This window comes from Flavobacterium sp. NG2 (assembly GCF_034119845.1).
Classification (GTDB): domain Bacteria; phylum Bacteroidota; class Bacteroidia; order Flavobacteriales; family Flavobacteriaceae; genus Flavobacterium.
In genome coordinates this window covers 1,379,328-1,405,764 of the sequence record NZ_CP139420.1, presented here as the reverse complement: position 1 = coordinate 1,405,764, position 26,437 = coordinate 1,379,328, and the positions used below count along the sequence as shown (strand labels likewise).

Sequence of the window (26,437 nt, the reverse complement as noted above, 5' to 3'; positions counted from 1 at the left end):
TTCAATATTTATCCCATGAAAAGAAGAAACTTTATAAAATTGACGTCCTCCGCCAGTGCACTATCGATGTTGCCTACAGAGGTATTTGCTCTTTTCAAATCAGCAGGCATGAATGCTTGTCCTGATCTTAGTGCTAAAAAAATAGTTCTTATCCAATTATCAGGCGCCAATGATGGACTCAACACCTTGGTCCCTATTAATCAATATGACAAATACGCTAGCTTACGCCCTACTATTAAACTCAATAATTCGGGTGCCAATGGCATTATCCAACTCGATTCTACCTTGGCTCTTAATGATCAAGTAGGATTACACCCTGCATTGACGGCTTTCAAAAGTTTATACGATCAAGGATTAATGCGAATTATTCAAGGAGTAGGTTATCCCAATCAAGATAAATCTCATTTTGGCTCTACTGATTTATGGCTAAGAGGCGGTGATGGAACCCAAGCCAACTCTAATTTACAAGACGGCTGGATGGCTCGATTTATTGAAAATTTTTATGCTAATTTTTTAAACGCTAATTTTCCACTTGGAATTCAATTAGGCAGTAATGACAACTCATTAGGTTTTCACGATACTAGCGGCAATACTTTATCAATCAATATTAACGGTCAAAACCCTGCTGGTTTTTATTCGGTCATCAATGGATTAGGAGGAGCAGCTCCTACGAATATCCCAAATTCTGAATACGGGAATTTAATTAAATACATTTTAGAAAACGACACTACCACCAAAACCTATGCAGAAACCATTTCAACTGCTTTCAATAACGGTTCAAATTCTGTTACTTATTCCAGTTCTAGTTTATCCAACCAATTAAAATCAGTAGCTCGATTTATTTCTGGAGGATTAAAATCCAAAATTTATTTGGTGAAAATTGGTGGATTTGACACCCATGCTGCTCAAGTGGCTTCCACAACCGATTCCCATTTAGGAAAACATGCCGACTTACTAACAGAACTATCGGATTCCATCAAAAACTTCGTTACCGACCTAAACAATCAAAATTTAGGTGAGGATGTGGTCACGGTTACTTTTTCTGAATTTGGTCGAAAAGCAGGCGGAAATGCCAGCCTTGGAACGGACCATGGTCAAATTGCCCCTATGTTTGTTTTTGGAAAATCCATTAATCCTGGTATTTCAGGAACCAATGTGAATCTTGACGAAGCCAAATCTACTAATGATTACCAACTATATACCGTTCAACACGATTATCGAAGAGTATATAGTACCATTTTGCAAGATTGGTTAGGAGCTAGCAACCGAGTTTTAGACTTGACTTTTTACGACAAAACCAATAATTCTGGCTTCTCAAATAAAAAAGTAGCCCAAGTAATCAAAGAATCTCAAACTGTTGCTGAAAGTTGCTATATCGACAACATTCTAGGAGTGCGTGATTTTAAAACTGAAACATCGATTGTAATCTTCCCTAATCCAACATCTGAAAGCGTTACAGTTAGCACCGTAAATAACACTATTAATGCTATAACCATAAATACTATGGACGGACGCGCTTTACACAGATATTTGAATCCAGAAACTGCTACGCAATTCACCATCAGTACTAGCCAATTGGCGGTAGGTATTTATATTTTAAAAATTGAGACTGACAATGGGGTTTTAACTAAAAAAATTATTGTTCGTCGTTAATGTTGTTGTTTTTGAGTTTTAACTCTTTTTAATATTCCCAATTAAAAAGTATCTTTGCCCGCAACAAACAAATTACAATGACACGAGCGGAGCGACTGCATTTGACCGTTAATAAACAATAACATAAACAAATGAATTATTTTTCTTCTGATTTTAAATTGGGAATTCTAGGTGGTGGACAACTAGGTAAAATGTTGTTATTTGACACACGTAAGTTTGACATTCAAACCTATGTTTTAGACCCTAGTGAAGACTCACCAAGTAAAGTAGCTTGCAATCAATTCTTCCAAGGAGATTTGATGGATTTTGAAACCGTATATAATTTTGGAAAAAAAGTCGATGTTTTGACTTTCGAAATTGAATTGGTCAATTTAGAAGCCTTAGAAAAATTAGAAGCCGAAGGATTACCTGTTTATCCTTCGCCAAAAACCCTTCGTTTGATTCAAAACAAAGGCGTTCAAAAAGATTTTTACACCCAAAATAATATCCCTACAGCGGACTACAAGCGTTTTCCTGATTTGAAAGCCTTGCAAAAAGCAGTCGAAAGAGAAGAAGTCTTGATTCCGTTTGTATGGAAATGCACCGAATTTGGTTATGACGGAAACGGTGTGAAAATAATTCGCGCCACTTCGGATTTTGAGAATATGCCTAACGTAGAATGTATTGCCGAAGAGATGGTGCCGTTCAAGAATGAATTGGCCGTTATCGTGTGCCGCAATCCTTCTGGCGAAATCAAAACCTATCCTGTGGTCGAAATGGAATTTCATCCAGAAGCCAACCAAGTGGAATATGTAATTTGCCCTGCTCGTATAGACGATTCCCTAGCCGAAAAAGCCAGAGCCATCGCATTGAATGTGTCAGAGAAATTCAATCATGTGGGATTATTGGCCGTTGAAATGTTCCAAACCGAAGATGACCAAGTAATCGTAAACGAAGTGGCTCCTCGCCCACACAACTCCGGTCATTATTCTATTGAAGCAAGTTATACTTCCCAATTTGAGAATCATTTACGCGCCATCTTGGACTTACCATTAGGAAATACCGACAGTAAAGTGGCCGGAATCATGGTAAACCTAGTGGGAGCCGAAGGTTTTTCTGGAAATGTGGTTTATGAGAACATCGAAACTATTTTAGGATGGAACGGTGTAACTCCTCATATTTATGGTAAAAAACAAACGCGCCCTTTTAGAAAAATGGGCCACGTAACCATCGTCAACGAAAACATGTCCGAAGCCCGAAAAATTGCTGAGGAGGTAAAAAATACAATTAGAGTGATTAGTGGTTAGTAAAATGATATCGGTTATGCAATTTTATATTATTATTATAATTAGTATATACTTTTTATATATACCTTTATAGAAAATAATTGCGTTATGAAAACGATATCTTTAAAAATTGATGACGAAATATTTGGCGAAACTGAAACTATTTTGGAATCACTCAATAAACCTCGAAATCGCTACATCAATGAAGCAATCGAGTTTTATAATAAACTGAATAGAAAAAGTTTATTAGCTAAAAAATTAAAATTCGAATCCAAATTAGTAGCTGAAAACTCAATGGATGTTTTAAAAGAATTTGAAGATTTTGATTATGAAAATTAATCAATACGAAATTTGGCTTGCCGATTTAAATCCTCGAAATGGTACTGAATCAGGAAAAATAAGACCTGTATTGATTATTCAAACAAATTTACTCAATGAAGCTAATCATCCTTCAACTATTATTTGTCCTTTGACCACTATTGTACAACCTAAAGCTGAAATTTTACGTGTTCATATTCCCAAAGGAATTGCAAACACCGAAAAAGATTGCGACATTATGATTGATCAAATCAGAGCAATTGACAACACGAGACTTATAAAGAAAATCGGTGTTTTACCGAACAAACTAGCTCAAAAAGTAAAAGAAAATTTAAAAATAATATTGGAATAATAAATTTCAAAAAGCATAAAAAAAAAGAAAATGAAAGTAGCCGTAATCATGGGAAGCATCTCCGATATGCCCGTAATGCAAGATGCCATCGATATATTAAAATCATTTGATATTGAAGTAGAAGTGGATATTGTATCCGCACATAGAACTCCTGAAAAATTATTTGATTTCAGCAACAACGCTCACAATCGTGGCATTTCAGTAATTATTGCTGGTGCTGGTGGAGCGGCGCATTTACCAGGAATGGTGGCTTCGATGTCACCACTACCTGTTATTGGAGTTCCTGTAAAATCAAGCAATTCAATTGATGGCTGGGATTCGGTTTTATCTATTTTGCAAATGCCAGGAGGAGTTCCTGTAGCCACTGTAGCACTTAATGGAGCTAAAAACGCTGGAATCTTAGCTGCACAAATTATAGGAAGTGCTAATACTGAAATTTTAAACAAAATTGTGGCTTATAAATTAAGCCTAAAAGAAGCCGTTATCAAGGCCTCGGAAGGATTGAAAAAATAATTAAACAATGTACGGACAGGTCGCGACCTGTCCCTTCAAAAATATGGAAATACTTACTCAACATTTCGATACCAAACACAATACCGCTCCTTTTTCAAAAATAAAAATCGGCGATTATTTGCCTGCGATTCAAGAAGGAATTGCTTTGGCGAAAGCCGAAATTGACGCCATTGTAAACAATCCTGAAACGCCTACATTCGAGAACACTATCGAAGCTATGGATTACTCTGGAGATATCTTGGACAGAGCTTCTAGTATTTTCTTCAATTTGAATTCGGCAGAGACCAATGACGAAATGCAAAAAATCGCTCAAGAGATTTCGCCTTTGTTATCAGAATTCGGGAATGACATCCGTTTGAATCCGGAATTATTTGCTCGTGTTAAAACGGTTTATGAAGCCAAAGATTCATTGGACTTAACTCCTGAACAAAGCACTTTATTAGATAAAAAATACAAAAGCTTTTCGCGCAACGGGGCTAATTTATCCGAAGACAAGAAAAATAAACTACGTGAAATCGACAAGGAATTGTCGAAATTGAGTTTGCAATTTGGCGAAAATGTTTTGGCAGAAACCAATGCTTTCCAGATGCATTTGACAGACGAAAAAGACTTAGCTGGTTTACCGGAAGGCACTATTGAAGCCGCACGTTCTTTGGCGAAAGCCCAAGACAAAGAAGGCTGGATTTTCACCTTAGACCACCCAAGTTATATTCCGTTTATGACCTATGCGGATAATCGTGAATTGCGCAAAAAATTAGCGATTGCTTTTGGCGCAAGAGGATTTCAAAACAATGAATACGACAATCAAGAAATTGTTTTAAAAATTGCCAAACTGCGTTTTGAGCGCGCCCAGTTATTAGGTTATGCTACGCATGCTCATTTTGTACTAGAGGAACGTATGGCCGAAAGTCCTGAAAAAGTGACTTCTTTTTTGAATGATATGTTGGCCAAAGCCAAACCCGCAGCCCAAAAAGAGTTTGCTGAACTGTCTGCTTTCGCCAAAAAACTAGACGGAATCGAAACCTTGGAAAAATGGGATGGTGGCTATTATTCGGAAAAATTAAAACAACAGCTGTTTAATTTGGATGATGAAAAATTAAAGCCTTATTTCCAACTAGAAAAAGTCTTGAACGGGGCTTTTACGATTGCTAAAAAATTATACGGACTTACTTTTACCGAAGTATTTGATATTGACAAATACCACGAAGAAGTGATGACTTATGAAGTTACCGACGAAAACAACAAGCTGGTTGCTATTTTCTACGCCGACTTTTTCCCAAGAAAAGGAAAACGCAACGGTGCCTGGATGACTTCGTTCAAATCGCAATATGTGAAAGATGGCGTAAACGAAAGGCCACATATTTCGAATGTTTGCAACTTTACCAAACCTACGGAAACTAAACCGTCCTTATTGACTTTTAACGAAGTAACTACTTTATTTCATGAATTTGGACATGGATTACACGGCATGCTGGCTAACACTACTTACCCGAGTTTATCTGGAACCTCAGTATATTGGGATTTTGTTGAATTGCCGTCTCAGGTGATGGAAAACTGGTGTTACGAGCCAGAAGCCTTGGCTATATTCGCCACGCATTACCAAACGGGCGAAGTGATTCCGCAAGAATATGTTGAAAAAATCAAAGAAAGCGCCAGTTTCCAAGAAGGTTTAGCCACGTTACGCCAGTTGAGTTTTGGATTACTCGACATGGGTTGGCACGGACAAAACCCAACAGCGATTACAGATGTAAAAGCATTCGAAACCGAACAGTTCAAAAACACGCAATTATATCCAGATGTAGCCGAAAATGCTATGAGTACGGCGTTCTCTCACATCTTTCAAGGAGGCTATTCATCAGGCTATTACAGCTATAAATGGGCCGAAGTTCTAGATGCTGATGCCTTCGAATATTTCCAAGAAAAAGGGATTTTTGACAAAGAAGTGGCTACCAAATTCAAAGAAAACATTCTCTCTAAAGGAGGCACTGAACCACCAATGGAATTATACAAACGCTTTAGAGGTCAAGAACCAAAACCAGATGCTTTGTTGAAAAGAGCGGGGCTTTTATAGAAATTAAATACAAATACAAACCGAAGTAGTGATGCTTCGGTTTTTTTTGTAAACTAAAAAAGATCTTGACATTATGCAACATTACCTCAATAACGAATGAAAAAAATTTAATCTCCACAAAATTCATCTAATATTATTAATATTTCTTCATATAACTATTCCTTTGTCTAGTTTAAATATAGTTCTTAAAAATTTTTTTAAGCGAATTACCCATTAGGTTTGTAACAGTAATAGTGGCAAAATCATTATTAATTTTCATCAAATATAACCTGTTAACTAAGCAATTAACCAAATGAAAATAACTAACTTAAAAAAAATATTTCAAATAGGAATACTCCTTATTTGGAATTTTTCATGGACTCAAAACGTTAAAGTAGAATTAACTTTTACTTATTTAAACTCTGTTACAAAGACTTATACAGTAGCAGATTTAAAAGTTATTGATTTACCATCAGGTTCCACAGCTACCTGGTATGATACCCTAACTGGAGGAAATGCATTATTACCCACAACACCACTTCAAAGTGGTAAAACCTATTATTTACAGACAACTCCTATTGCTCCCATTGGAACACGTTTACAAACTATTGTTTATGAAATTTCTCCAACAATTTCAGCTAATAAATCAAACCCTGTTTGTGCTGGAAATGTGGTAAAAATAACTGCCAACAACATTCTTTCTGAAGAACAGTTTACCGCAGAAAACACGAATGGCAAGGGTTTAAATTTAATCAAAATAACTCAATTCGGAAACTCAACTTATTATATAAAACCCACTGCCATGACATGGGAGGATGCCAATACCCTCATTAGCTCTATTCCAGGAGCTTCAATGTACATAATAAACAGTCAATTAGAAGAAGCCACAGTCTATACGGGATTACAAAGTAAAGGATATACAGGTGATGATAATATTGCTCTTTGGCTAGGTTTAAAGCAGTATGAAAATGCCTCAGACTACTCAGAGGCAAAAGACACATTTGGTGGTTGGTATTGGATAAATGGTACTAAAGTAACTTCATCATATAATAATTGGTCTGCTACAGAACCTAATAACTATTATCCAAACCCAGGAGTGCCTCCAGGATATTTGCTATACCAAAATAGCCCTGGAAATATTGAAGGATATGCTCAATTTGAATTCCAAAATAGGGGAGCTCAATGGAATGATGCCGGAAATACTAATGTGCATTTTTCTTATCCTATTTTTGAGTTTACAGCTACAACAGGTCTTCAATGGTATAAATTAAATACGACAACTAACTTATACGAAATAATTTCTGGAGAAACTAAAGCAGACTTAACTATAACCGCAACAGCTGGCAGTCAAAAATATAGATTAGATATGCTAACTAACGGAATAACATTACAGTTATTTTATGAAGTTATTGCAGATGCCATACCAACAACTCCAACTGGGAAAGCAATACAAAATTTCTGTTCAACACAAAATCCAATAGTTGCTAATTTAACAACGACAACTGGCACAAACATTTCGTGGTATGCTACCGAAACTGGAACAACTGCCTTGAATTCGTCAACAAAGTTAACTGAGGGTGATTATTGGGCAGAGGCAAAATCTACAAATGGTTGCCCAAGTCCTTCACGATTAAAGGTGTCTGCTTCAATTACTACTGCTGGAGACGTTACAGTGCCTAATGATGAAATGGAATTTTGTCCTGCGCCAAAAATTCCAACAATTGCTGACTTAATCGCATCGACAACTGAAGGAAATTCTATTTTTTGGTATGAAACTGAAACGGGGACTACTTCAATATCACAAACTACAGAACTAAAAGCAGATCAAATTTACTGGGCAGCAAGTAAAAATGATGGAACAGGATGTGAAAACCCTACAAGAAAATCAATCACTATTAAATATAAATGTCCTGAAGATGTGATATATACTGGATTTTCCCCTAATGATGATGGCGTAAACGATACTTATTCTACATCTTATATTAAGAACCTATACCCTAATTTTACTATTGAAATTTTTAACAGATGGGGAAGAACAGTCTATAAAGGAAATGCAAACACTCCAGAATGGAACGGAAGAAAAGATGGAACGGGAGATTTAGTTCCAGTAGGTGTTTATTACTTCCTTATTACATTTAATATAGACGGCAAAGAACCAACTTCAGGAGAATTATACTTGAGTAGATAATTCTAAAAATTAAAAAATCATCTAATAAAGTTGAAAATGACTAAAATTAAAATAATCATAATATTATTAATCGTTGGTTTTTCTTTTAATGTAAAAGCCCAACAAACACCACAATTCACTCAATACATGTATAATATGAGTATTATAAACCCTGCTTATACAACAGGACAGACAGAAGCTATAAACTTTGGTTTAATTCATAGAAAACAATGGACTGGTTTAAATGGACCGTTAACAACCTCATTCTTTGCTCACAAAGCGTTTACAGATAATGTTGAAGCAGGCATATCTTTTACTAATGATAAAGTTGGGAATTTTTTACATTCTAAAAACATAAATGCTGATTATGCTTATAAATTGAATTTGGGAAACCAAAGAAGTTTATCTTTTGGTATTAAAGCGGGAGTAAATATCTATGATACTGACTTTAGCTCCGTAGAATTAGAATCAACAACTCCTGACAAAGCTTTTGAGAATGATATTTCCAAAGCCTTTTTAAACTTTGGATTAGGAGCCTATTATAATACAGACAAATTCTATGCTGGATTATCTGTTGCGAATTTAATTAACTCAAAACATATTGATGTCAGTAACGGCGAATATGTTGGTAGAGAAGCGATGGTCTCGTATTTAACCGCTGGTTATGTATTTAATTTAAGTGATCAATTTAAATTAAAGCCTGCCTTTATGACAAAATATGTTCAAGGTTCTCCAATATCTTTGGATGCTACAGCAAATATATTATACAACAATCGAATTGAATTGGGAGCTGGTTATCGTCTTGAAGAATCTTTTAGTGGATTAATCAATATTAGAATAACTCCAGAATTAAGAATTGGATATGCTTATGATCGTATCACAAATAATTTGAATGCTGTTACCTCAGCATCGCATGAATTTATTCTTTTATATGATTTAGGATTATTATTTAACAAAGGCTACGACAAATCTCCAAGATTCTTTTAATAAAAACACATAACAATGAAAAAAATTGTAACTATATTTTTGACTCTTGTAGCATTTACTACTTCAACAAGAGCACAAAGCTTAAAAAAAATTGATAATCTATTAAATCAGAAAGACTATTCAAAAGCGATTACCGAACTTTTGAAAATAGAGTCTAAATCTCAGGAAGTTTTAGAAAAATTGGGAGATGCATATTATAATACCAAGGATATGCCTGAAGCAAAAAAATGGTATGGTATCTTGGTAAAAAAATACGAGAAAAATGTAAGCATTGATTATTTATACAAATACAACCAAACCCTAAGAAGTACTGGCGATTATACTACTGCTGACATCTATTTTCAAAAAGCTACAGGTAAAAAAGTAAATACTAATGAATACTTCAAAAACCTAAAAAACAACAGTATAACTAGCTCAAAAATAGAAAAAATAACCACAAATTCTACAACTTCTGATTTTGCACCAAGTTTTTATGGAGATAGTCTTGTTTTTGCTTCTTCACGTGGAAATGGAAAAATTTACAAATGGAACAACCAACCTTATTTAGATCTTTATGTAGGTGCTATAGAACAAAATGGAGACATTCAATCGGCAAAAGCATTTTCAAAAAGCCTAAACTCTGATATTCATGAGTCAAATGCAACTTTTAGTAAAGATGGCAAAACAGTTTATTTTACTAGAAACAATAATGATAATGGTAAAAGAATAAAGGATGAGAATAAAATAACTCAACTGAAAGTTTACAAAGCGACACTTACCAATGGGATTTGGGGAAACATAACCGAATTACCATTTAACGGTGATAATTATTCAATTGCTCATCCGTCTTTAAGTGCAGATGGAAAACAATTGTATTTTGCTTCTGATATGCCAGGAACATTAGGCAGTACTGACATTTATGTTGTTTCAATTAATGCAGATGGAACTTATGGAAAACCTAGTAATTTAGGTACAATAATAAATACAAATAAAGCGGAACAATTCCCTTTTATTAGTGATGACAACACCTTATATTTTGCTTCAGAAGGACTTTTAGGATTAGGAGGTCTAGACATTTTTAAAAGCAAATCAACAAACGGCACTTTTGAAACACCACAAAATTTAGGTGATGTAATTAATAGTAGTGCAGATGATTTTTCTTTTATTATAAATGGAACAAAAACCTTAGGTTATTTTGCTTCAAACAGAGAAGGTTCATTGGTTGATAACATATACCGTTTTAGTAATACAATAACAAAATCATTTATTAGTGGTACTATAGTTGATTCAAGCACAAACAATCCTGTGTCAGGAGCATCAATTAACTTAACAGATAGTAGTTTTGACGTTTCAAAAGAAATTACTGTTGGTAATGATGGTAAATATTCTTTCCAAATCAAACCAGGTGTTACCTATACAATTGTTGTTAACAAAGAACAATATAAAGAAAACAGCAGCACGTTTTTGGCTCCAGAAGCAGGTTTAAAAAAAGAAATTGCTTTAGTTAAGGACGTACCTAAAAAACCTGTATTTGACCCTATTTACTTTGATTTTGATCAATCTAAAATCACTAACTCTTATAAAACAAGTTTAGATGCTTCAGTTGCAACAATCAAAGCAAATCCAGATATGAATGTACGAATTGAAGCCTATACGGATGCTATTGGAACTTCTCAATACAATTTGAAACTGTCTAAGGAAAGAGCTCTTGCCGTAAAAAAATATTTAACTTCAAAAGGAATTCCAGCAGAAAAAATCGAATATGTCGCTCATGGAAACTCTATGGCGGTAATCAACTGTGGAAACACGGACGAATGCAAGAAAGCAAGTGCAAAAGAAAGAAAATGCGTTATTGAACTTTTTACAAATTAACAGAAAATTTACAAATAGATTTTAAAGTACCGAAGTAGAAATGCTTCGGTTTTTTTATTTCAAAAACTCCCTAAAATTATCTGCTGTAACAACAGTAAAATTCCCTGAATAATTATCTGAAAACGCTTTGGGCAGTTTTGCTTTCTTAGCTTTCCATTTGATTTCAAAAGCATTTACTTCGTCGGCAACTACCTCTACATAATCCACTTCTTGTTGCTGGGTAGTTCGCCAAAAATAAGGTTTGGCATTCCGATTTTCATAACTTAATAATTTCATTCTTTCAGAAATCAAAAAATTCTCCCAAAGTGCCCCTTTGTCTTGTCGGAACTCTAAAAAATTAAAATTTCCAATCAACATATTACGAACCCCAGTATCGTAAAAATAGATTTTTTTATTGGCCTTAATCTCGTTTCTGTGGTTTCTGGTAAAACTATTTAGTCTAAAAATCACAAAGCTTTTTTCGAGTAAATCAATATAATTACTAACCGTATTTTTATCCACTCCTACTAGTTGGGCGATTTCATTATAACTCACCTCACTTCCTATTTGAAACGCTAAAGCCTGTAAAATTTTCTCCAAAACTTCGGATTTCCGAATCCCAGCCAAGCTCAAAATATCTTTATACAAATAACTCGACACTACGTTTTTAAGAATTTCATATTCATTTCCTAGATTATTAATCACATCAGGATACATCCCATACAACAATCGAATTTCCAATTGTTGTTGCGCTTTTATATAACCAACATTTTTTTCAAATTCATTCCACGAAATAGGATACAAATGGTATTCAAACTTTCGTCCTGTAAGCGGTTCTTGTGTCACATGATTGATATCAAAAGCCGAGGAACCACTTACAATCACCTGAACATCTTTGATTTGATCAACAATGATTTTTAATTTCAAACCAATATTGGGTATGCGTTGTACCTCATCAATAAAAACATATTTATAGTCACCTATTATATTTTTTAACGTTTCGGTATTCGCATTCGACAAAGTTTCAACCACAACAGCATCATCTCCATCAAGAAACAAAAAAGGAATCCCTTTTAACAACTCATGAACCATTGTAGTTTTCCCTACCTGACGAGGTCCTATAAGTACAATTGCTTTCCCTTTATTGAGTCGTGTTGCAATATTTTCAGTTAAAAACCTATGTATCATTTGTTTAATTTTAAAACAAATGTACAAAAAAACATTCTATTCACCAATTTAAGGTATTATTTGGTGAACGTATTCACCAATTTAAGGTGTTATTTGGTGATTATATTCACCAATATTAGTGTTTTTTAAAGTAAAATTACCATCAACCACCAAAGAATCGGGATGCTTTCTACCCAAAAGGACGAATAATACTTAGAGCGCTTTTCATTGGCGAAAACCAAAAATAAAGCCAGCAAAACAACTAATATCAAATTGACGACTAACTGCTTTTGGATAAAATTAGTTTTTAAAAACTCTAAAAAATAAAACGGCAGCAACAATAACAAACCTAGTATTTTAGTTTGCTTCACTCCTATTTGCTGCGGAACGGTTTTGAGGTGCGGGTCGTCATTGGTTAAATCGATGATTTCGAAAACCAAAATCAAGTTAAAGACTAATACAAACCGTTGAATACATTTGATAAAAAAATCAAGCCCTAAATCCTGATGTGCATTCACCAAGGGCAATAGCAAAGTTACACCCACCCAACATAAAGCAACAATATAAATTTTGACACCAGCCCAGTTTCGGGCATTTTTTTGGTTCGGGAAAAAAGGAAGTGTATATAACAAAGTCATAATCAAAACTCCAACCGCCACAAGTTGAGTTACTAACTCCAATTTAAAAAAATAAAAACCGACAGCCATGAACGAAAAAAAGCTGAAAATAGCGATGATTTTCAACTCTTTACGCATCATATTCTTTTTGGCTCGAGCCAATGCATCATATTTTACAAAGTTATACCCTACAACAGTACCGAAAAAAGCAAAAAGTGCCATAGGTTCATCATAAGGAATTTGAAACATAAAATGAGTCATTCTCACTAAAGCATACACAGACAAGGCCACATGAATACTGCTCTTAATGTAAAAATCGAGAAAGGTTTGAAAACGAATCATCTAGCAAAATTAAGCATTTGAATAGATTTTTTTTCGCAATCTAATAAACAAATAAAATGAATCTTAAAAAACAGCACTTTAAAACGGAATTATGTTTATTTTTGCACCACGAAAAAAACAACCTTTTTTACATTTAAATGAAATAAGCATGAACTAATATTTGTCACAGAAACAAATAATGATTTATGTGAATTCCATTTTACAAAAAAACAGATATTATCTACAAATGAAAACAGATGCTTTTGCTTTAAGACACATAGGTCCTGAGGAATCAGACCTACAACAGATGTTGAAAACAATCGGAGTTGAGTCAATTGATCAACTTATTTACGAGACACTTCCAGATGATATTCGTCTAAAAGCACCTTTAAATTTGGATCCAGCCATGACGGAATATGAATATTTAAAACATATTACGTTGTTAGGAAGCAAGAACAAAATGTTCAAAACCTATATCGGTTTAGGATACAACCAAGCGATTGTTCCTGCCGTAATCCAAAGAAATGTTTTTGAAAGCCCAGGATGGTACACAGCATACACACCTTACCAAGCAGAAATTGCTCAAGGTCGTCTAGAAGCTATCTTGAATTTCCAAACTACGGTTATCGAATTATCAGGAATGGAAATTGCTAATGCATCCCTTCTTGATGAAGGAACAGCAGCAGCGGAGGCTATGGCATTGTTATTAGATGTTAGAACTCGCGAACAAAAGAAAGCAAATGTGTGCAAATTCTTTGTGTCTGAAGAGATTTTACCACAAACCTTATCTGTTTTACAAACACGTTCTACTCCAATTGGCGTAGAATTAGTAGTAGGAAATCACGAAGAATTTGATTTCTCGGAAGAATTTTTCGGAGCTATTTTACAATACCCAGGGAAATTTGGACAAGTAAACGACTACACCGATTTCATTGCTAAAGCAGCTGAAAACGATATCAAAGTAGCAGTTGCAGCTGATATTTTGAGTTTGGCTAAATTAAAACCTCCAGGAGAAATGGGAGCTGCAGTAGTTTTGGGAACAACACAACGTTTCGGAATCCCGTTAGGTTATGGTGGTCCTCATGCTGCTTATTTTGCTACCAAAGAAGAATATAAACGTAGTATGCCAGGAAGAATCATCGGTGTAACCGTAGATACTGACGGAAATCGTGCGCTACGTATGGCATTGCAAACACGCGAACAACACATCAAGCGCGATAAAGCGACTTCAAACATCTGTACAGCACAGGTTTTATTGTCGGTTATGGCGAGTATGTATGCTGTTTATCACGGACCTAGAGGATTGAAATATATTGCTACCAAAGTTCACGCATCAGCCGTGACATTGGCAAATACCTTGGCAAAATTAGGTTATGAGCAAACCAATACGGCTTTCTTTGATACGATTGTTATTAAAGCGGATGCTAAAAAAATACGTGAAATTGCCGAAGCAAATGAGGTAAATTTCTTTTATCCAACCGAAAATACCGTTTCTATTTCGTTGAATGAAACCATCGGTTTTGGAGATTTGAACAAAGTGGTTTCTATTTTTGCTGCAGCAAAAGAATTAGCAACCATCACCATCAGTGAATTGTCAGAAACACTTCATTTCCCAGAAAGTTTAATAAGAACTTCAAGCTTCTTACAACACGAAGTATTTAATAAATACCACTCTGAAACCGCTTTGATGCGTTACATCAAAATGTTAGAGCGTAAAGATTTAGCATTAAATCACTCCATGATTTCGTTAGGTTCTTGTACGATGAAATTGAATGCTGCTGCCGAAATGTTGCCATTAAGTGCTCCAAGTTGGAACAGTATTCACCCGTTTGCTCCGTTAAACCAAGCGCAAGGATACCAAGAAATGCTATCTAAACTAGAAGAGTACTTAAATGAAATTACTGGTTTTGCAGCAACTACTTTGCAACCTAACTCAGGTGCGCAAGGGGAATATGCAGGATTGATGGTGATTCAAGCCTACCACCAATCGAGAGGAGATCACCACAGAAATATTGCTTTGATACCATCATCGGCTCACGGTACCAATCCGGCATCAGCAGCTATGGCAGGAATGAAAGTCGTTGTTACCAAAACACTAGAAAACGGAAATATTGACGTAGAAGATTTACGTGAAAAAGCGATTTTACACAAAGACAATTTATCATGTGTAATGATTACGTATCCATCAACACACGGTGTTTATGAAAGTGCTATCAAAGAAATTACTAAAATCGTTCATGATAACGGTGGTCAAGTATATATGGATGGTGCCAACATGAATGCACAAGTAGGATTAACAAATCCTGCAACTATCGGTGCTGACGTTTGCCACTTGAACCTACACAAAACATTTGCTATCCCTCATGGTGGTGGTGGACCAGGTGTAGGACCGATTTGCGTAGCGCCACAATTAGCGCCATTTTTACCAAACAATCCTATTATTCCAACAGGTGGTTCAAATGCTATTACAGCAATTTCTGCAGCGCCATGGGGTTCTGCTTTAGTTTGTTTGATTTCGTATGGATACATCAAAATGTTAGGTGCTGAAGGGTTGAAATCCTCTACAGAACATGCTATTTTGAATGCGAATTACATTAAAGAAAAATTAAGCGGTCATTACGATACTTTATATTCTGGAGAAATGGGGCGTGCGGCTCACGAAATGATTTTAGAATGTCGCCCTTTCAAACAAAAAGGAATTGAAGTAACTGACATCGCTAAACGTTTAATGGATTACGGTTTCCACGCTCCTACGGTTTCTTTCCCAGTTGCTGGAACTTTAATGATTGAACCTACAGAAAGTGAAAACTTAGACGAATTAGATCGTTTTTGTGATGCGATGATTTCCATTCGTAAAGAAATTGAAGCTGCTACAATTGAAGACAAAAATAACGTTCTAAAAAATGCACCGCATACATTAGCGATGCTAACTGCCGAAACTTGGAATTTCCCGTATTCTAGAGAGCAAGCTGCTTTCCCATTAGAGTACATTGCCGAAAACAAATTCTGGCCGAGTGTTCGTAGAGCTGATGATGCTTTTGGAGATAGAAATTTAGTATGTTCTTGCGCGCCAATCGAGGCTTATATGGAACACTAATAACAAATAAAGTTGCTAAAAAACGTCTCGTGATTTCGGGGCGTTTTTAGCATTTTAGTAATAAACAGCGATTTATCTCGTATAACGAAGAAATCATCTCCAATTCAACAATAAAAAGAGATCTTTCAATCAAAACAATTTAAGATTCGTAATTATCGCTAAACCTTCTTTGTTTTTTCATAGAATCCCTTTATTATCTTTAAATTAGCTTAACCTTTTTTGGCAATCCCACATGAAAATAAAAATAACCGGTTCAGGTAGTTACATCCCTGAAAACAACATACACAATACCGACTTCTCCGAACATACTTTTCTAAACGAAGATGGTAGCCCTTTCAAATATCCTAACAATGTAATTATACACAAGTTTAAAGGAATTACAGGAATCGAAAAAAGACGTTATGCCGAGGATGAATATACTTCGTCTGATTTGGCTTTTTTCGCTGCACAAAAGGCTATTGCAACCGCCAATATTGATGCTGAAACGATTGATTACATCATTTTTGCACACAACTTTGGCGATGTAAAACACGGTACTGTTCAATCTGATATGCTACCTAGCTTAGCGACTCGTGTCAAAAACAAACTCCAAATCAAAAACCCAAAATGCGTGGCTTATGATTTGCTTTTTGGTTGTCCGGGCTGGATTGAAGGTGTATTACAAGCCAATGCTTTTATCAAATCCGGAATGGCAAAACGTTGCCTTGTAATAGGCTCTGAAACGTTATCACGTGTTGTGGATGACCACGATAGAGATTCGATGATTTATTCAGATGGTGCGGGAGCAACAATCATAGAAGCCTCAGATAATGAAACTGGTTTACTTTCATACGAAAGCGCTACCTACGCAATAGACGAAGCTAATTATTTGTTTTTCGGAAAATCATATAATACAGATTTAGATCCAGACACAAGATACATCAAAATGCACGGTCGTAAAATTTACGAATTTGCACTTACAAATGTCCCTCTAGCCATGAAAAGCTGCCTTGATAAAAGCGGCGTTGCCATTGATGATGTCAAAAAAATATTGATTCACCAAGCTAACGAAAAAATGGACGAAGCTATCGTAGATCGTTTTTATAAACTCTACGACAAAACTACTCCTGAAAACATTATGCCTATGTGCATCCATGAATTAGGAAACAGCAGTGTGGCAACGGTTCCAACACTTTTTGATTTATTAGTAAATGGACAAATTCAAGACCACGAAATCAACAAAGGTGATGTCGTAATTTTTGCTTCTGTAGGAGCAGGAATGAACATCAATGCTTTTGTATATCGATATTAGAAGCTATTTCCAGCTATCCACTACAAGTCCACACCCTAAAAAGGTGTTTTTATAAACCCCATAAAGAGCTTCTTTCAGTCGCTTTTATGAGGCAATAAAAACTACCTTTTTAGTGTCGTGGGCTTTTCGTTTCTATCTGGGCTAGGGATATTTGCATAAAAAATATTTCGCCATCTATTCCTTTCTATTCACCATAAACTTGCTTAGCATTACAGATATCTTTGTACATTTGCGCCTTGGATAAAACAAATTAAATCATGTACGAAAAAACGTTTCCGAATAAACGATTCAAACTCACACTTGAATTTTTACAAAAACACATTCCAACCTCTGAAACTATATTTGATTTAGGCGTTCCCAATCCTTTTTCCAAAATAATGATTGAAAACGGCTATACAGTCCTCAATACGAAAGGAGAAGACCTTGACAATGATCAAACCGCATTGCAAACTGAAAACTATTCCGTATTTACTGCCTTCGAAATTTTCGAACACCTACTAAACCCTTATACTGTTTTACAAAGTGTAAAAGCCGATAAGTTGTTAATCTCGATACCTATGAGACTGTGGTTTTCGTCAGCTTATAGAAGTAAAACCGACAAATGGGACAGGCATTACCACGAATTTGAAGACTGGCAACTCGACTGGTTATTAGAAAAAACAGGATTCAAAATTATAGATAGTATTCAATTCACTCATCCCGTGAAAAAAATTGGCTTAAGACCTTTATTGCGATTTTTCACTAACCGTTATTATTTGGTTTATGCCGAAAAAATAAAATAATTAAGCTTTGATTTTAGACAAATCAGACAACGTATAAAATTTCATGTGCTTTTTTTGCACATATTTACAAATGGATACTAGGTCCTCCATTTTTGTTTGATAATTATCCGTTACCACATCAACAGTTCTATGAGAATAGAGTATTAATATTTTATGATTCTTTTCAGCATAATCTATAAGATTAATGATGTAAGGTAAACTAAAATGAGGATAATGGCTGTCAATTCCTAAACCGAAAACTACTTTTTTTGAATTTTCGAAATAACAAGCTTGATTCACTGGATTCAAAGCACCATAGGTTGTACCACGTAACACTTTGAATGTATTGAACAACTTCTGATCCACAAGAGGATTCCTCGCTCCATAAGGATAAGCAAAAGAACTAACATTCAAACCGTTTTCTTTCATCTTATCCATCATTGAAACTATCTCATCTTCATAAAATTTTTCAAAACCATTAGCGGCTATATAATCCAAGGTATTCACATGATTAGCACCGTGTCCTGCAATTTCGTGACCACATTTTTGAAACCATTGAAGCGTTTTTACATTTTCTGGATTCATCTGACTAATTTTACAAACACAAAAAGTAGCCTTCCAATGAAATTCCTTGAGTATCGTATCTGCCATTTTCCAATTTTCGACATAATCATCATCAAAGGTCAAAACCACACCTGAATCTCCAAACTTAGCCTCATCTATCTTAGTTCCGTCTACAACAACCTTTTCTTGATCAACCATCTCCTCTGTAGTATCATCCTTACTACAGGAAAACAAAACTACCAAAAAAACAAGGCTACAGCATTTTAAAAGTTTCATTGTAATAGGATTAAGATAGCACACAAATATGGCAATTATTTTTGAATAAATTCACGCCCTATATCCCCACAATAATATAAATTTGCCTATCGTAAAAAAAGACAAATGAATTACTACATTGTTATCCCTGCTCATAACGAAGAAGCGCTTATTTCATTGACCTTGGACTCATTACTATCGCAAACGGTCTTACCTAAAAAAGTAGTGATTGTCAATGACAACTCCACAGACAAAACCGAAGAAATTGTTTTGGCCTACGCCAAAGAGCATCCGTTTATTAGCTTGGTAAACAAATCCTCATCTGCTATACATTTACCAGGAAGTAAAGTCATTCAGGCATTTCACGAAGGTCAAAAACAGCTTGATGAACAATACGATATATTGGTAAAAATTGATGCCGACTTGATTTTTCCATCCAATTATTTTGAAACTATTATTACCCATTTCAAATCAGACGACCGCATCGGAATGGTCGGCGGATTTTGCTATATCGAAAAAAATGGCGAATGGGTTCTAGAAAACTTAACCGACAAAGACCATATTCGTGGCGCTTTGAAAGCCTATAGAAAAGAGACTTTTAAACAAATTGGGGGGTTAAAACCAGCTATGGGCTGGGACACTGTAGATGAACTATTATGCAAATTTTACAACTGGAAAATAGTTACTGACCAATCATTACATGTAAAACACTTAAAACCCACAGGAGCCAACTACAACAAAACAGCACGTTACAAACAAGGCGAAGCTTTTTACACTCTAGGTTACGGATTATTAATCACATCTATTGCCTCTCTTAAATTGGCCATGCGTAAAGGAAAGCCATTGCTCTTTATCGACTACATCAAAGGTTTTCTAAAAGCCAAATCAGCCAAAACACCTTTATTGGTCACTAAAGAACAAGCCCAATTCATTCGCAATTATCGATTAAAAAAAATGAAAGAAAAACTGTTTGACCTTTTTTAGACATCTTTCAAATAAAATTATAGTATTTTTACTGAATACTATAAACTGAACACTGAATCCTAATAAAATGATGCTCATTCGATATATATCCCAAATAGGACGCTACTTCTTGATGATAAAGGAGATCTTTCACAAACAAACCAAATGGTCTGTGATGCGAAACCTCATTTTCAAAGAAATTGACGACTTAATTATTAATTCTCTCGGTATCGTTGCGTTTATTTCTTTCTTCGTTGGAGGTGTTGTTGCAATTCAGACAGCATTAAACTTAACCAATCCTTTAATCCCAAAACACCTTATTGGTTTTGCTACTAGACAATCGATAATTCTGGAATTTGCACCCACTTTTATTTCCGTGATTATGGCTGGAAAAATGGGTTCTTTTATCACATCGAGTATAGGAACTATGCGCGTTACGGAACAAATAGACGCACTTGAAGTAATGGGAGTTAATTCCCTAAACTATTTAGTATTTCCTAAAATTATTGCTTTGCTTTTATACCCTTTTGTAATTGGGATTAGTATGTTTTTAGGAATTCTTGGAGGATGGACTGCTGGTGTTTATGGCGGATTTACTACTGCGGCAGATTTTATAACGGGAGCACAAATGGAATTCATCCCATTTCATGTGACTTATGCCTTTATAAAAACCTTTATTTTTGCTATTTTACTTGCTACTATTCCTTCTTTTCATGGTTACTACATGAAAGGTGGTGCACTCGAAGTAGGTAAAGCCAGTACCGTTTCCTTTGTATGGACTTCGGTTTGTATTATCTTATTCAATTATATTCTAACCCAATTATTACTTGGTTCATGATAGAAATAAAAAACATAGAAAAGTCATTTGGCGAAAATAAAATCCTAAAGGGGATTTCGACTGTTTTCGAAACTGGAAAGACGAATCTTATCATAGGACAAAGTGGCTCTGGAAAAACAGTTTTACTTAAAAGTCTTTTAGGTATTCACACCCCAGAATCAGGACAAATTATTTTTGATGGAAGAATCTATTCTGAACTAGAACCAGACGAAAAAAGGGACCTACGTACTGAAATCGGAATGGTTTTTCAAGGAAGTGCTTTATTTGATTCCATGACCGTTGCCGAAAATGTAGGCTTCCCGTTAAAGATGTTTACCCGAAATAACAGAGCTCAAATAAAAGAGCGCGTTGATTTTGTATTGGAAAGGGTAAACTTAACAGATGCTCATAAAAAACTACCCTCGGAAATTTCAGGGGGAATGCAAAAAAGGGTAGCTATTGCTAGAGCCATTGTTAATAATCCAAAATATCTTTTTTGTGATGAGCCCAACTCTGGTTTAGACCCAAACACCTCCATTTTAATTGACAACCTCATCAAAGAAATTACAGAAGAATACAATATTACCACTGTAGTTAATACGCATGATATGAACTCTGTAATGGAAATAGGAGATAATATTCTTTTTCTTAAAAACGGACTGAAAGAATGGCAAGGCAATAAAGATGAAATTTTCTACACCGAAAATGAAGCCGTAACTGCTTTTGTATATTCATCCAATTTATTCAAAAAAGTAAGAGAAGCACATTTGAAAGGATAATCATTTACATTCCAAAAAATCGAAATCCCAAATTCCACTTATAAAACAAAGGGAATTTTGGATTTTAATTTTGTATCATTTCTACCTCAGCATTTGGATTGAAGAGATAGGTTTTACCTGAATCCATTTCGATACACTCAAAACGTTTGGTTCTTACGGCTATTTTCTTAAATATTTTTCCGTTTTTGATTCTAAAAACACTACCGTATGGGATTTCAAAAATATAGTTCTTATCGGTTGGTGCATCGAATTGTTTTAGTGCCAATGACAAAGTAGTGTCCGTATCACTGCTAGCGCTAGGATTCCTAAAATGTCTTGCCAACAAAGGCAATAATTGAGTGGGAAAAATTTCTGGCCGAATGTAAGGCACCATTAATTGCTGAAAAGTATACTTCCACTCGTTACCATGTGGCTTAATTTTTCGTCCATATTTTTCAAAAGCTACTAAATGGGCAATTTCATGAATAAGGGTAATCAAAAATCGGTATTTATTTAAACTACCATTAACGGTGATTTCATGTTTTCCACTCATTCCTTTGCGATAATCACCGTGACGTGTGGCACGTTCGTTAACAATTTTTAAATGCACCCCATGAGTTACAATCAAATCAAAAATTGGTTTGACTGCATATTCAGGAATATATTTAGATAAAGTTTCGTTCAAAGAGAGCTATGATTTATATGTTATTAAGTCTAAAGGTATTGTTCATTTGTTGGGTTTTGGAATTTAATCATTTCATTAAACTATATGCCAACATTAACAACCTATACATTTTTTTATGGATTTGACGACGATACTTGAATTACTTTTCCATTAAAATATTTATTTCCTGTAAGCGTAAAATCATAAATATAATTGGCCATTTCTTCGGCCGATATTGGAGCTTGATAGCCCGGAAAAGCTTCTTGTAACATTTCAGTTTGAACAGCTCCAAGCGCTAATACATTAAATGAATAACCTTGTTCTTTGTATTCTTCAGCCAATAACTCCGATAAAGTTATCACTGCCCCTTTACTTGAGCTATAAGCTGCTAGTCCAGCAAATTTTAGACTTCCTTGAATTCCTCCTATCGAACTAATAGTTACAACATGAGTTCCTTTTTTAAAATAAGGCAAACATACACGTGTTAGATTAGCAACAGCAAAAACATTGATTTTATAGATTTTTTCAAAATCCTTTTGAGTCGTTTCTGCAAATGGCTTCAAGATTAAACCACCAGCATTATGTACTATGGCATCAACTTTTTTCCAACTGTTGCCAACAAAATTGGTTATCTTAACCAAATCATCTTCAGTTGATAAATCGACAGATAAACAAGTAATATTTTTATGCTCGATTAAGATACGTGGCGTTTTTCTTGAAAGTGCCAAAACTTGATGTCCCGCATTTGCGAATTGCAAAGCCAATTCATATCCAATTCCTCTACTGCTTCCAGTAACTATTATATTTTTCATTCTGATATTTTTGCTAAATTAAAAAAAATCCATCAAATCTATGATTTAATGGATTTTTTTAAACTGAATTTACTTAGTTAATATTCTTACTTAAAACTAAAACCAATAACCTCTTACAAGACATAAAACACTAACCAACACAGCTAGTCTTTAATGAACTTTGTTTGATTTTTTTTATTGCCCGAATACACTTCTAAGATATAAAGTCCTGCTGCCAATTCATCTACTTTTATTTGGTTCAGATTAGTTTGTTGTTGTAAAACTACTCTGCCCATAACATCCGTAATTATGACTTTATCAATCGTTTCCAAAGCTGGAAAATCAAGATTTAGTACGGAACTAGCAGGGTTAGGAAAAACTTTTAAATCCAAATCCAAAAGCTCTGGATTTTCGGTTGACAAAACAATTGAATTGTTGTAATTATACGTGGTTCGATTGTTAATACTATAAGTATTGCTAAAACTATTAAAAGAGTAATTTGTTGCAGTAAGAAGCTTATTTACATATGGGAAATCCTCTGTCAAATAATCAACCCCGTTTTTATCTTTATAAGGATGGGCAAAATTATTCATAAGACTTGACTCATCATAAGCATACTCAACTTTATTTTTATAGGTAATGTTATTGTACTCGGAAACATTTACTTCAACGATTCTATTACCCGCAAGATCTAATTCATAATCTGTCCTCTCATTTTCACTCCAAAGATTATTGAAGTCATCCCATTCTGCTCCTCTATTGTTTAAAATTTTGTTATTTGCATTATAGGTATACAAAGTTTTATAGGAGTTAATCCAAGTGGAGTTTACCCAATCTTGAGAGGTTTCTGTACTAACTCTATTGTTACCATCGTAAGAAAATGTTCCTTGAGACTCTACCACCCATTGTGAACCATCCCATTCATAAGACAAATAACCCGACGGCAAATTATTACCGCCATAACTTACTTCAACCTTCCACTCATTAACCCAATTTGAACTTTCCCAATATTCCGATACTTGACCTGAAAACTTCCCATTTACATAGGTATAAGTATCTCTGTAGGAATTCTCAAGCATACCAGTAGTGGAATTCCAATCCTGTCCCAACTCTAAAATAACTTTGTTATTTACATCATAAGTGTAAGTTGTTTTGTCATGTATTTCCCAATGGTCGAACACCCAATTTAGATTTGTTTCGGAAATTAAATTGTTGTTGCTATCATACTCATAATTATAACCCCAACTTTTTTCCCAACTACTACCCGTATAATATTCATTAATACTTGACAATAATTTGTTTTGTGCTCTTCCTAAAATTGTAAATACAATTAAAAAAATAATAGTGTAAAGTTTTTTCATAGTAAATCTTTTAAATTAGTACTCATTAAATTTCTACGATATTGTAGGAATTTGCATTTGTACTAAAATTAAACTAACTACAACTTAAAAGAAATACCCCAAAAGAGGTATTTTTAAACTACTAAAAACTAGACATATAGAAGGTAAAAAGTGAAGTCCTTTGATTTCTGGCTATATTCACAATAATTCCTTCTCACCGCTCAAAAAATGCTTCCTATACACTTTCCTCGTTTGAATCAAAGCTAAAACAAAAAAGAACCCTGGAATAATTACTGGCATAAGATAATTAGTCAAAAAACTAATTTTGGCTGTCAAAGTATTCAAAACATAAATTATTGTCAACATCCCAAAAAAGATACCCAATAAAGTCCCAAAGAGATAATAGAACTTTAATTTGCCACGAGTCACAATATACCTTTCGTTAACGAGATATAAATTCCAAGCAGTCCAAAAAGGCAATTGTAAAAAATTAAAACAATTTAAAACCACTCCCATTAAAAAGGCTGAATACTGAATATATTGATTTAAGACTGACTCTTGCTCCATCGATTCAGATGCGTGGTCGTAGAAGGAATATCCAATAATCAACAAAAAAAAGATTCCAAAAACATCAATCCATTTCATTAACTTTTTATTGTTTACCAATTGATTAGCAAAAATCAACGTAAAGTAAATCACAAAAGCCTCAACTAAAATGATACCTAAAAGAAATAAGACAAGAAACTCCATTCCTAATTTTGAATAAATTTCGAGTCCTACAAAATTCAAATAGCCTAAAGGCAGCGAACCTAAGAAACTCACAACAAAGCCTACAAGGATGTTTTGCAATAGTTTCATATCCTAAAAATTCACGATTTTAGCACTTTGCTCCCAATGCGATTTCAATTCTTGAACACCTAATTTATGCGGCAAAAAAGTGGCTCCTCTTTTATTATTCTCTACACTTATTTCATACATATAGGTAATATGTCTTGCTAATTCTTTCCAGGCAAAAAACAATGAATGTCTAGGGTCATAAATATGTGTGGGCTCACTCGCTGCACCATTAAGTTCAACAATTAAAAAATTATTCCCTAATTCTAATTCCTCCAAAGATTGATACATGATATCAAGTCTCCCAAAATAAAACTCTGGAATTTGTTGACACATTTCATCAATCATTTTTTCTAAAGCGGGAGTTACCCAATGACTCCCATCTATGAACTTTGCACCGCGTGCATGATTTCCATAAGGGACTAAATTCATTTTCTCACCCTCAGGCAAGACTTTATTTAAGCCTAGCCCATATTCTTTTTTTAAAACGGTAAATTGCAACGCATATCTAGGGTTTTCAAGAATTAATTCTTCAATCGTAGCGGCTCCATTGCCAGTAACCACTAAAAATTCTTTAGAAACAATACCGGTAATTTTCCCTTTTTTTTGATTTGGATAACGCACATAAAAAACACCTATTTCATTTTCATATGGGATCAAATCTTGAACTATAAAATCAAAATTTGCTTTTTGGGCATATTGATTTAAATCAGCAATCGTGTTTATTTTCTTAACCGCTGAACCTCTTAATCCGATATCTGGTTTAGCGATAAATGGAAATTGAATTTGAGCTTCATCTACTCTTTTTTTGATTTCGTCAATCGAAGAACCTTCTTTTATTAATTCGGTTTTGGGGTAGAATTTTTGAGGTATCAAATCATAAATAGCTTTTTTGGATTCCATTACAAAGCCACCATTTTTAATTGATGGGTTTGAGGCACTGAAAAAAAAGATAGATTTGGACTTAATGGCATAAAAAAACCATAAAAAATAAATAGGGACATACACCAATTGATAAGGCCAATATTCCCAATTCATTATTTTATGAAATAGTAAATTTTT

Annotated in this window: 23 protein-coding genes; 15 read left to right on the top strand and 8 right to left on the bottom strand. The window is 34.6% G+C overall.

Going from position 1 to position 26,437, the window contains the following annotated elements; translation table 11 throughout:
• The first annotated feature begins 15 nt into the window (after positions 1–15).
• The 9 genes from SLW70_RS06025 (at position 16) to SLW70_RS05985 (ending at position 11,156) form a co-directional block, all read left to right on the top strand.
• Positions 16–1,653: a DUF1501 domain-containing protein gene (locus tag SLW70_RS06025; RefSeq protein WP_320891156.1), complete on the top strand. Its 1,638-nt coding sequence runs from the start codon at positions 16–18 to the stop codon at positions 1,651–1,653.
• 131 nt (positions 1,654–1,784) lie between these two features.
• The gene (locus SLW70_RS06020) at positions 1,785–2,939 is read left to right on the top strand and encodes a 5-(carboxyamino)imidazole ribonucleotide synthase (RefSeq protein ID WP_320891155.1); all 1,155 of its coding nucleotides are present in this window, start codon (positions 1,785–1,787) and stop codon (positions 2,937–2,939) included.
• A gap of 87 nt (positions 2,940–3,026) precedes the next feature.
• Positions 3,027–3,257 carry a ribbon-helix-helix domain-containing protein gene (locus tag SLW70_RS06015; RefSeq protein WP_220759720.1) on the top strand — a complete coding sequence of 77 codons (231 nt, stop codon included), beginning with the start codon at positions 3,027–3,029 and terminating at the stop codon, positions 3,255–3,257.
• The gene (locus SLW70_RS06010; protein WP_220759718.1) at positions 3,247–3,588 is read left to right on the top strand and encodes a type II toxin-antitoxin system PemK/MazF family toxin; all 342 of its coding nucleotides are present in this window, start codon (positions 3,247–3,249) and stop codon (positions 3,586–3,588) included. Before SLW70_RS06015 ends, SLW70_RS06010 begins: the two co-directional genes overlap by 11 nt.
• Before the next feature lie 30 nt (positions 3,589–3,618).
• Entirely contained in the window at positions 3,619–4,101 is a 483-nt protein-coding gene (purE, locus tag SLW70_RS06005; RefSeq protein WP_320891154.1) for a 5-(carboxyamino)imidazole ribonucleotide mutase, read from the top strand.
• Positions 4,102–4,144: 43 nt separating this feature from the next.
• A complete protein-coding gene (locus SLW70_RS06000; protein WP_320891760.1) occupies positions 4,145–6,172 on the top strand; it encodes a M3 family metallopeptidase in 2,028 nt (675 codons plus the stop codon).
• Positions 6,173–6,464: 292 nt separating this feature from the next.
• The gene (locus SLW70_RS05995; RefSeq protein ID WP_320891153.1) at positions 6,465–8,339 is read left to right on the top strand and encodes a gliding motility-associated C-terminal domain-containing protein; all 1,875 of its coding nucleotides are present in this window, start codon (positions 6,465–6,467) and stop codon (positions 8,337–8,339) included.
• 36 nt (positions 8,340–8,375) lie between these two features.
• Positions 8,376–9,305 carry a type IX secretion system membrane protein PorP/SprF gene (locus SLW70_RS05990; protein ID WP_320891152.1) on the top strand — a complete coding sequence of 310 codons (930 nt, stop codon included), beginning with the start codon at positions 8,376–8,378 and terminating at the stop codon, positions 9,303–9,305.
• Between the two features lie 15 nt (positions 9,306–9,320).
• Positions 9,321–11,156, top strand: coding sequence for an OmpA family protein (locus SLW70_RS05985; RefSeq protein WP_320891151.1), 1,836 nt, complete (start codon positions 9,321–9,323; stop codon positions 11,154–11,156).
• 54 nt (positions 11,157–11,210) lie between these two features.
• On the opposite strand, the gene SLW70_RS05980 is transcribed toward SLW70_RS05985, so the two are convergent.
• Both SLW70_RS05980 and SLW70_RS05975 read right to left on the bottom strand, forming a co-directional pair.
• Positions 11,211–12,323 carry an ATP-binding protein gene (locus SLW70_RS05980; RefSeq protein ID WP_320891150.1) on the bottom strand — a complete coding sequence of 371 codons (1,113 nt, stop codon included), beginning with the start codon at positions 12,321–12,323 and terminating at the stop codon, positions 11,211–11,213.
• A gap of 125 nt (positions 12,324–12,448) precedes the next feature.
• On the bottom strand, positions 12,449–13,261 hold the full coding sequence (locus tag SLW70_RS05975; RefSeq protein WP_320891148.1) for a hypothetical protein: 813 nt from the start codon (positions 13,259–13,261) through the stop codon (positions 12,449–12,451).
• A gap of 226 nt (positions 13,262–13,487) precedes the next feature.
• Here SLW70_RS05975 and gcvP point away from each other — a divergent pair, with 226 nt between their 5' ends.
• The 3 genes from gcvP (at position 13,488) to SLW70_RS05960 (ending at position 18,410) form a co-directional block, all read left to right on the top strand.
• The gene (gene gcvP / locus SLW70_RS05970) at positions 13,488–16,337 is read left to right on the top strand and encodes an aminomethyl-transferring glycine dehydrogenase (protein WP_320891146.1); all 2,850 of its coding nucleotides are present in this window, start codon (positions 13,488–13,490) and stop codon (positions 16,335–16,337) included.
• Between the two features lie 232 nt (positions 16,338–16,569).
• A complete protein-coding gene (locus SLW70_RS05965) occupies positions 16,570–17,628 on the top strand; it encodes a ketoacyl-ACP synthase III (protein ID WP_320891144.1) in 1,059 nt (352 codons plus the stop codon).
• Between the two features lie 257 nt (positions 17,629–17,885).
• Positions 17,886–18,410: a methyltransferase gene (locus SLW70_RS05960; RefSeq protein ID WP_320891142.1), complete on the top strand. Its 525-nt coding sequence runs from the start codon at positions 17,886–17,888 to the stop codon at positions 18,408–18,410.
• Here the strand turns inward: SLW70_RS05960 and SLW70_RS05955 are convergent, their stop codons facing one another.
• Positions 18,411–19,229: a polysaccharide deacetylase family protein gene (locus SLW70_RS05955; RefSeq protein WP_320891141.1), complete on the bottom strand. Its 819-nt coding sequence runs from the start codon at positions 19,227–19,229 to the stop codon at positions 18,411–18,413. It lies immediately after the preceding gene.
• A 105-nt stretch (positions 19,230–19,334) separates the two neighbouring features.
• Between SLW70_RS05955 and SLW70_RS05950 the strand changes: the two genes are divergently transcribed.
• From SLW70_RS05950 to SLW70_RS05940, 3 genes are all read left to right on the top strand, one after another.
• Complete coding sequence (locus SLW70_RS05950; RefSeq protein WP_320891139.1) at positions 19,335–20,192, top strand: glycosyltransferase family A protein; 858 nt, start codon at positions 19,335–19,337, stop codon at positions 20,190–20,192.
• 67 nt (positions 20,193–20,259) lie between these two features.
• Entirely contained in the window at positions 20,260–21,009 is a 750-nt protein-coding gene (locus SLW70_RS05945; protein WP_320891138.1) for an ABC transporter permease, read from the top strand.
• A complete protein-coding gene (locus SLW70_RS05940) occupies positions 21,006–21,767 on the top strand; it encodes an ABC transporter ATP-binding protein (RefSeq protein WP_320891136.1) in 762 nt (253 codons plus the stop codon). Before SLW70_RS05945 ends, SLW70_RS05940 begins: the two co-directional genes overlap by 4 nt.
• Positions 21,768–21,831: 64 nt before the next feature.
• On the opposite strand, the gene SLW70_RS05935 is transcribed toward SLW70_RS05940, so the two are convergent.
• The 5 genes from SLW70_RS05935 to SLW70_RS05915 all read right to left on the bottom strand — a co-directional run bounded on the left by SLW70_RS05935 (position 21,832) and on the right by SLW70_RS05915 (position 26,413).
• Entirely contained in the window at positions 21,832–22,431 is a 600-nt protein-coding gene (locus tag SLW70_RS05935) for a SprT-like domain-containing protein (RefSeq protein ID WP_320891135.1), read from the bottom strand.
• Positions 22,432–22,544: 113 nt separating this feature from the next.
• Entirely contained in the window at positions 22,545–23,222 is a 678-nt protein-coding gene (locus tag SLW70_RS05930; protein WP_320891134.1) for an SDR family oxidoreductase, read from the bottom strand.
• A 143-nt stretch (positions 23,223–23,365) separates the two neighbouring features.
• Positions 23,366–24,562, bottom strand: a complete 1,197-nt coding sequence (locus SLW70_RS05925) for a T9SS type A sorting domain-containing protein (RefSeq protein ID WP_320891133.1) — start codon at positions 24,560–24,562, stop codon at positions 23,366–23,368.
• 177 nt (positions 24,563–24,739) lie between these two features.
• Positions 24,740–25,399, bottom strand: coding sequence for a hypothetical protein (locus SLW70_RS05920; protein ID WP_320891132.1), 660 nt, complete (start codon positions 25,397–25,399; stop codon positions 24,740–24,742).
• Between the two features lie 3 nt (positions 25,400–25,402).
• Positions 25,403–26,413 carry a D-alanine--D-alanine ligase gene (locus tag SLW70_RS05915; protein WP_320891131.1) on the bottom strand — a complete coding sequence of 337 codons (1,011 nt, stop codon included), beginning with the start codon at positions 26,411–26,413 and terminating at the stop codon, positions 25,403–25,405.
• Positions 26,414–26,437: the final 24 nt, after the last annotated feature.

What these genes read in the sequence shown, in the direction of transcription:
- SLW70_RS06025 (WP_320891156.1), top strand. Translation starts at nt 16, where the DNA reads ATGAAAAGAAGAAACTTTATAAAATTGACGTCCTCCGCCAGTGCACTA.
- SLW70_RS06020 (WP_320891155.1), top strand. Translation starts at nt 1,785, where the DNA reads ATGAATTATTTTTCTTCTGATTTTAAATTGGGAATTCTAGGTGGTGGA.
- SLW70_RS06015 (WP_220759720.1), top strand. Translation starts at nt 3,027, where the DNA reads ATGAAAACGATATCTTTAAAAATTGATGACGAAATATTTGGCGAAACT.
- SLW70_RS06010 (WP_220759718.1), top strand. Translation starts at nt 3,247, where the DNA reads ATGAAAATTAATCAATACGAAATTTGGCTTGCCGATTTAAATCCTCGA.
- purE (WP_320891154.1), top strand. Translation starts at nt 3,619, where the DNA reads ATGAAAGTAGCCGTAATCATGGGAAGCATCTCCGATATGCCCGTAATG.
- SLW70_RS06000 (WP_320891760.1), top strand. Translation starts at nt 4,145, where the DNA reads ATGGAAATACTTACTCAACATTTCGATACCAAACACAATACCGCTCCT.
- SLW70_RS05995 (WP_320891153.1), top strand. Translation starts at nt 6,465, where the DNA reads ATGAAAATAACTAACTTAAAAAAAATATTTCAAATAGGAATACTCCTT.
- SLW70_RS05990 (WP_320891152.1), top strand. Translation starts at nt 8,376, where the DNA reads ATGACTAAAATTAAAATAATCATAATATTATTAATCGTTGGTTTTTCT.
- SLW70_RS05985 (WP_320891151.1), top strand. Translation starts at nt 9,321, where the DNA reads ATGAAAAAAATTGTAACTATATTTTTGACTCTTGTAGCATTTACTACT.
- SLW70_RS05980 (WP_320891150.1), bottom strand. Translation starts at nt 12,323, where the DNA reads ATGATACATAGGTTTTTAACTGAAAATATTGCAACACGACTCAATAAA.
- SLW70_RS05975 (WP_320891148.1), bottom strand. Translation starts at nt 13,261, where the DNA reads ATGATTCGTTTTCAAACCTTTCTCGATTTTTACATTAAGAGCAGTATT.
- gcvP (WP_320891146.1), top strand. Translation starts at nt 13,488, where the DNA reads ATGAAAACAGATGCTTTTGCTTTAAGACACATAGGTCCTGAGGAATCA.
- SLW70_RS05965 (WP_320891144.1), top strand. Translation starts at nt 16,570, where the DNA reads ATGAAAATAAAAATAACCGGTTCAGGTAGTTACATCCCTGAAAACAAC.
- SLW70_RS05960 (WP_320891142.1), top strand. Translation starts at nt 17,886, where the DNA reads ATGTACGAAAAAACGTTTCCGAATAAACGATTCAAACTCACACTTGAA.
- SLW70_RS05955 (WP_320891141.1), bottom strand. Translation starts at nt 19,229, where the DNA reads ATGAAACTTTTAAAATGCTGTAGCCTTGTTTTTTTGGTAGTTTTGTTT.
- SLW70_RS05950 (WP_320891139.1), top strand. Translation starts at nt 19,335, where the DNA reads ATGAATTACTACATTGTTATCCCTGCTCATAACGAAGAAGCGCTTATT.
- SLW70_RS05945 (WP_320891138.1), top strand. Translation starts at nt 20,260, where the DNA reads ATGATGCTCATTCGATATATATCCCAAATAGGACGCTACTTCTTGATG.
- SLW70_RS05940 (WP_320891136.1), top strand. Translation starts at nt 21,006, where the DNA reads ATGATAGAAATAAAAAACATAGAAAAGTCATTTGGCGAAAATAAAATC.
- SLW70_RS05930 (WP_320891134.1), bottom strand. Translation starts at nt 23,222, where the DNA reads ATGAAAAATATAATAGTTACTGGAAGCAGTAGAGGAATTGGATATGAA.
- SLW70_RS05925 (WP_320891133.1), bottom strand. Translation starts at nt 24,562, where the DNA reads ATGAAAAAACTTTACACTATTATTTTTTTAATTGTATTTACAATTTTA.
- SLW70_RS05920 (WP_320891132.1), bottom strand. Translation starts at nt 25,399, where the DNA reads ATGAAACTATTGCAAAACATCCTTGTAGGCTTTGTTGTGAGTTTCTTA.
- SLW70_RS05915 (WP_320891131.1), bottom strand. Translation starts at nt 26,413, where the DNA reads ATGAATTGGGAATATTGGCCTTATCAATTGGTGTATGTCCCTATTTAT.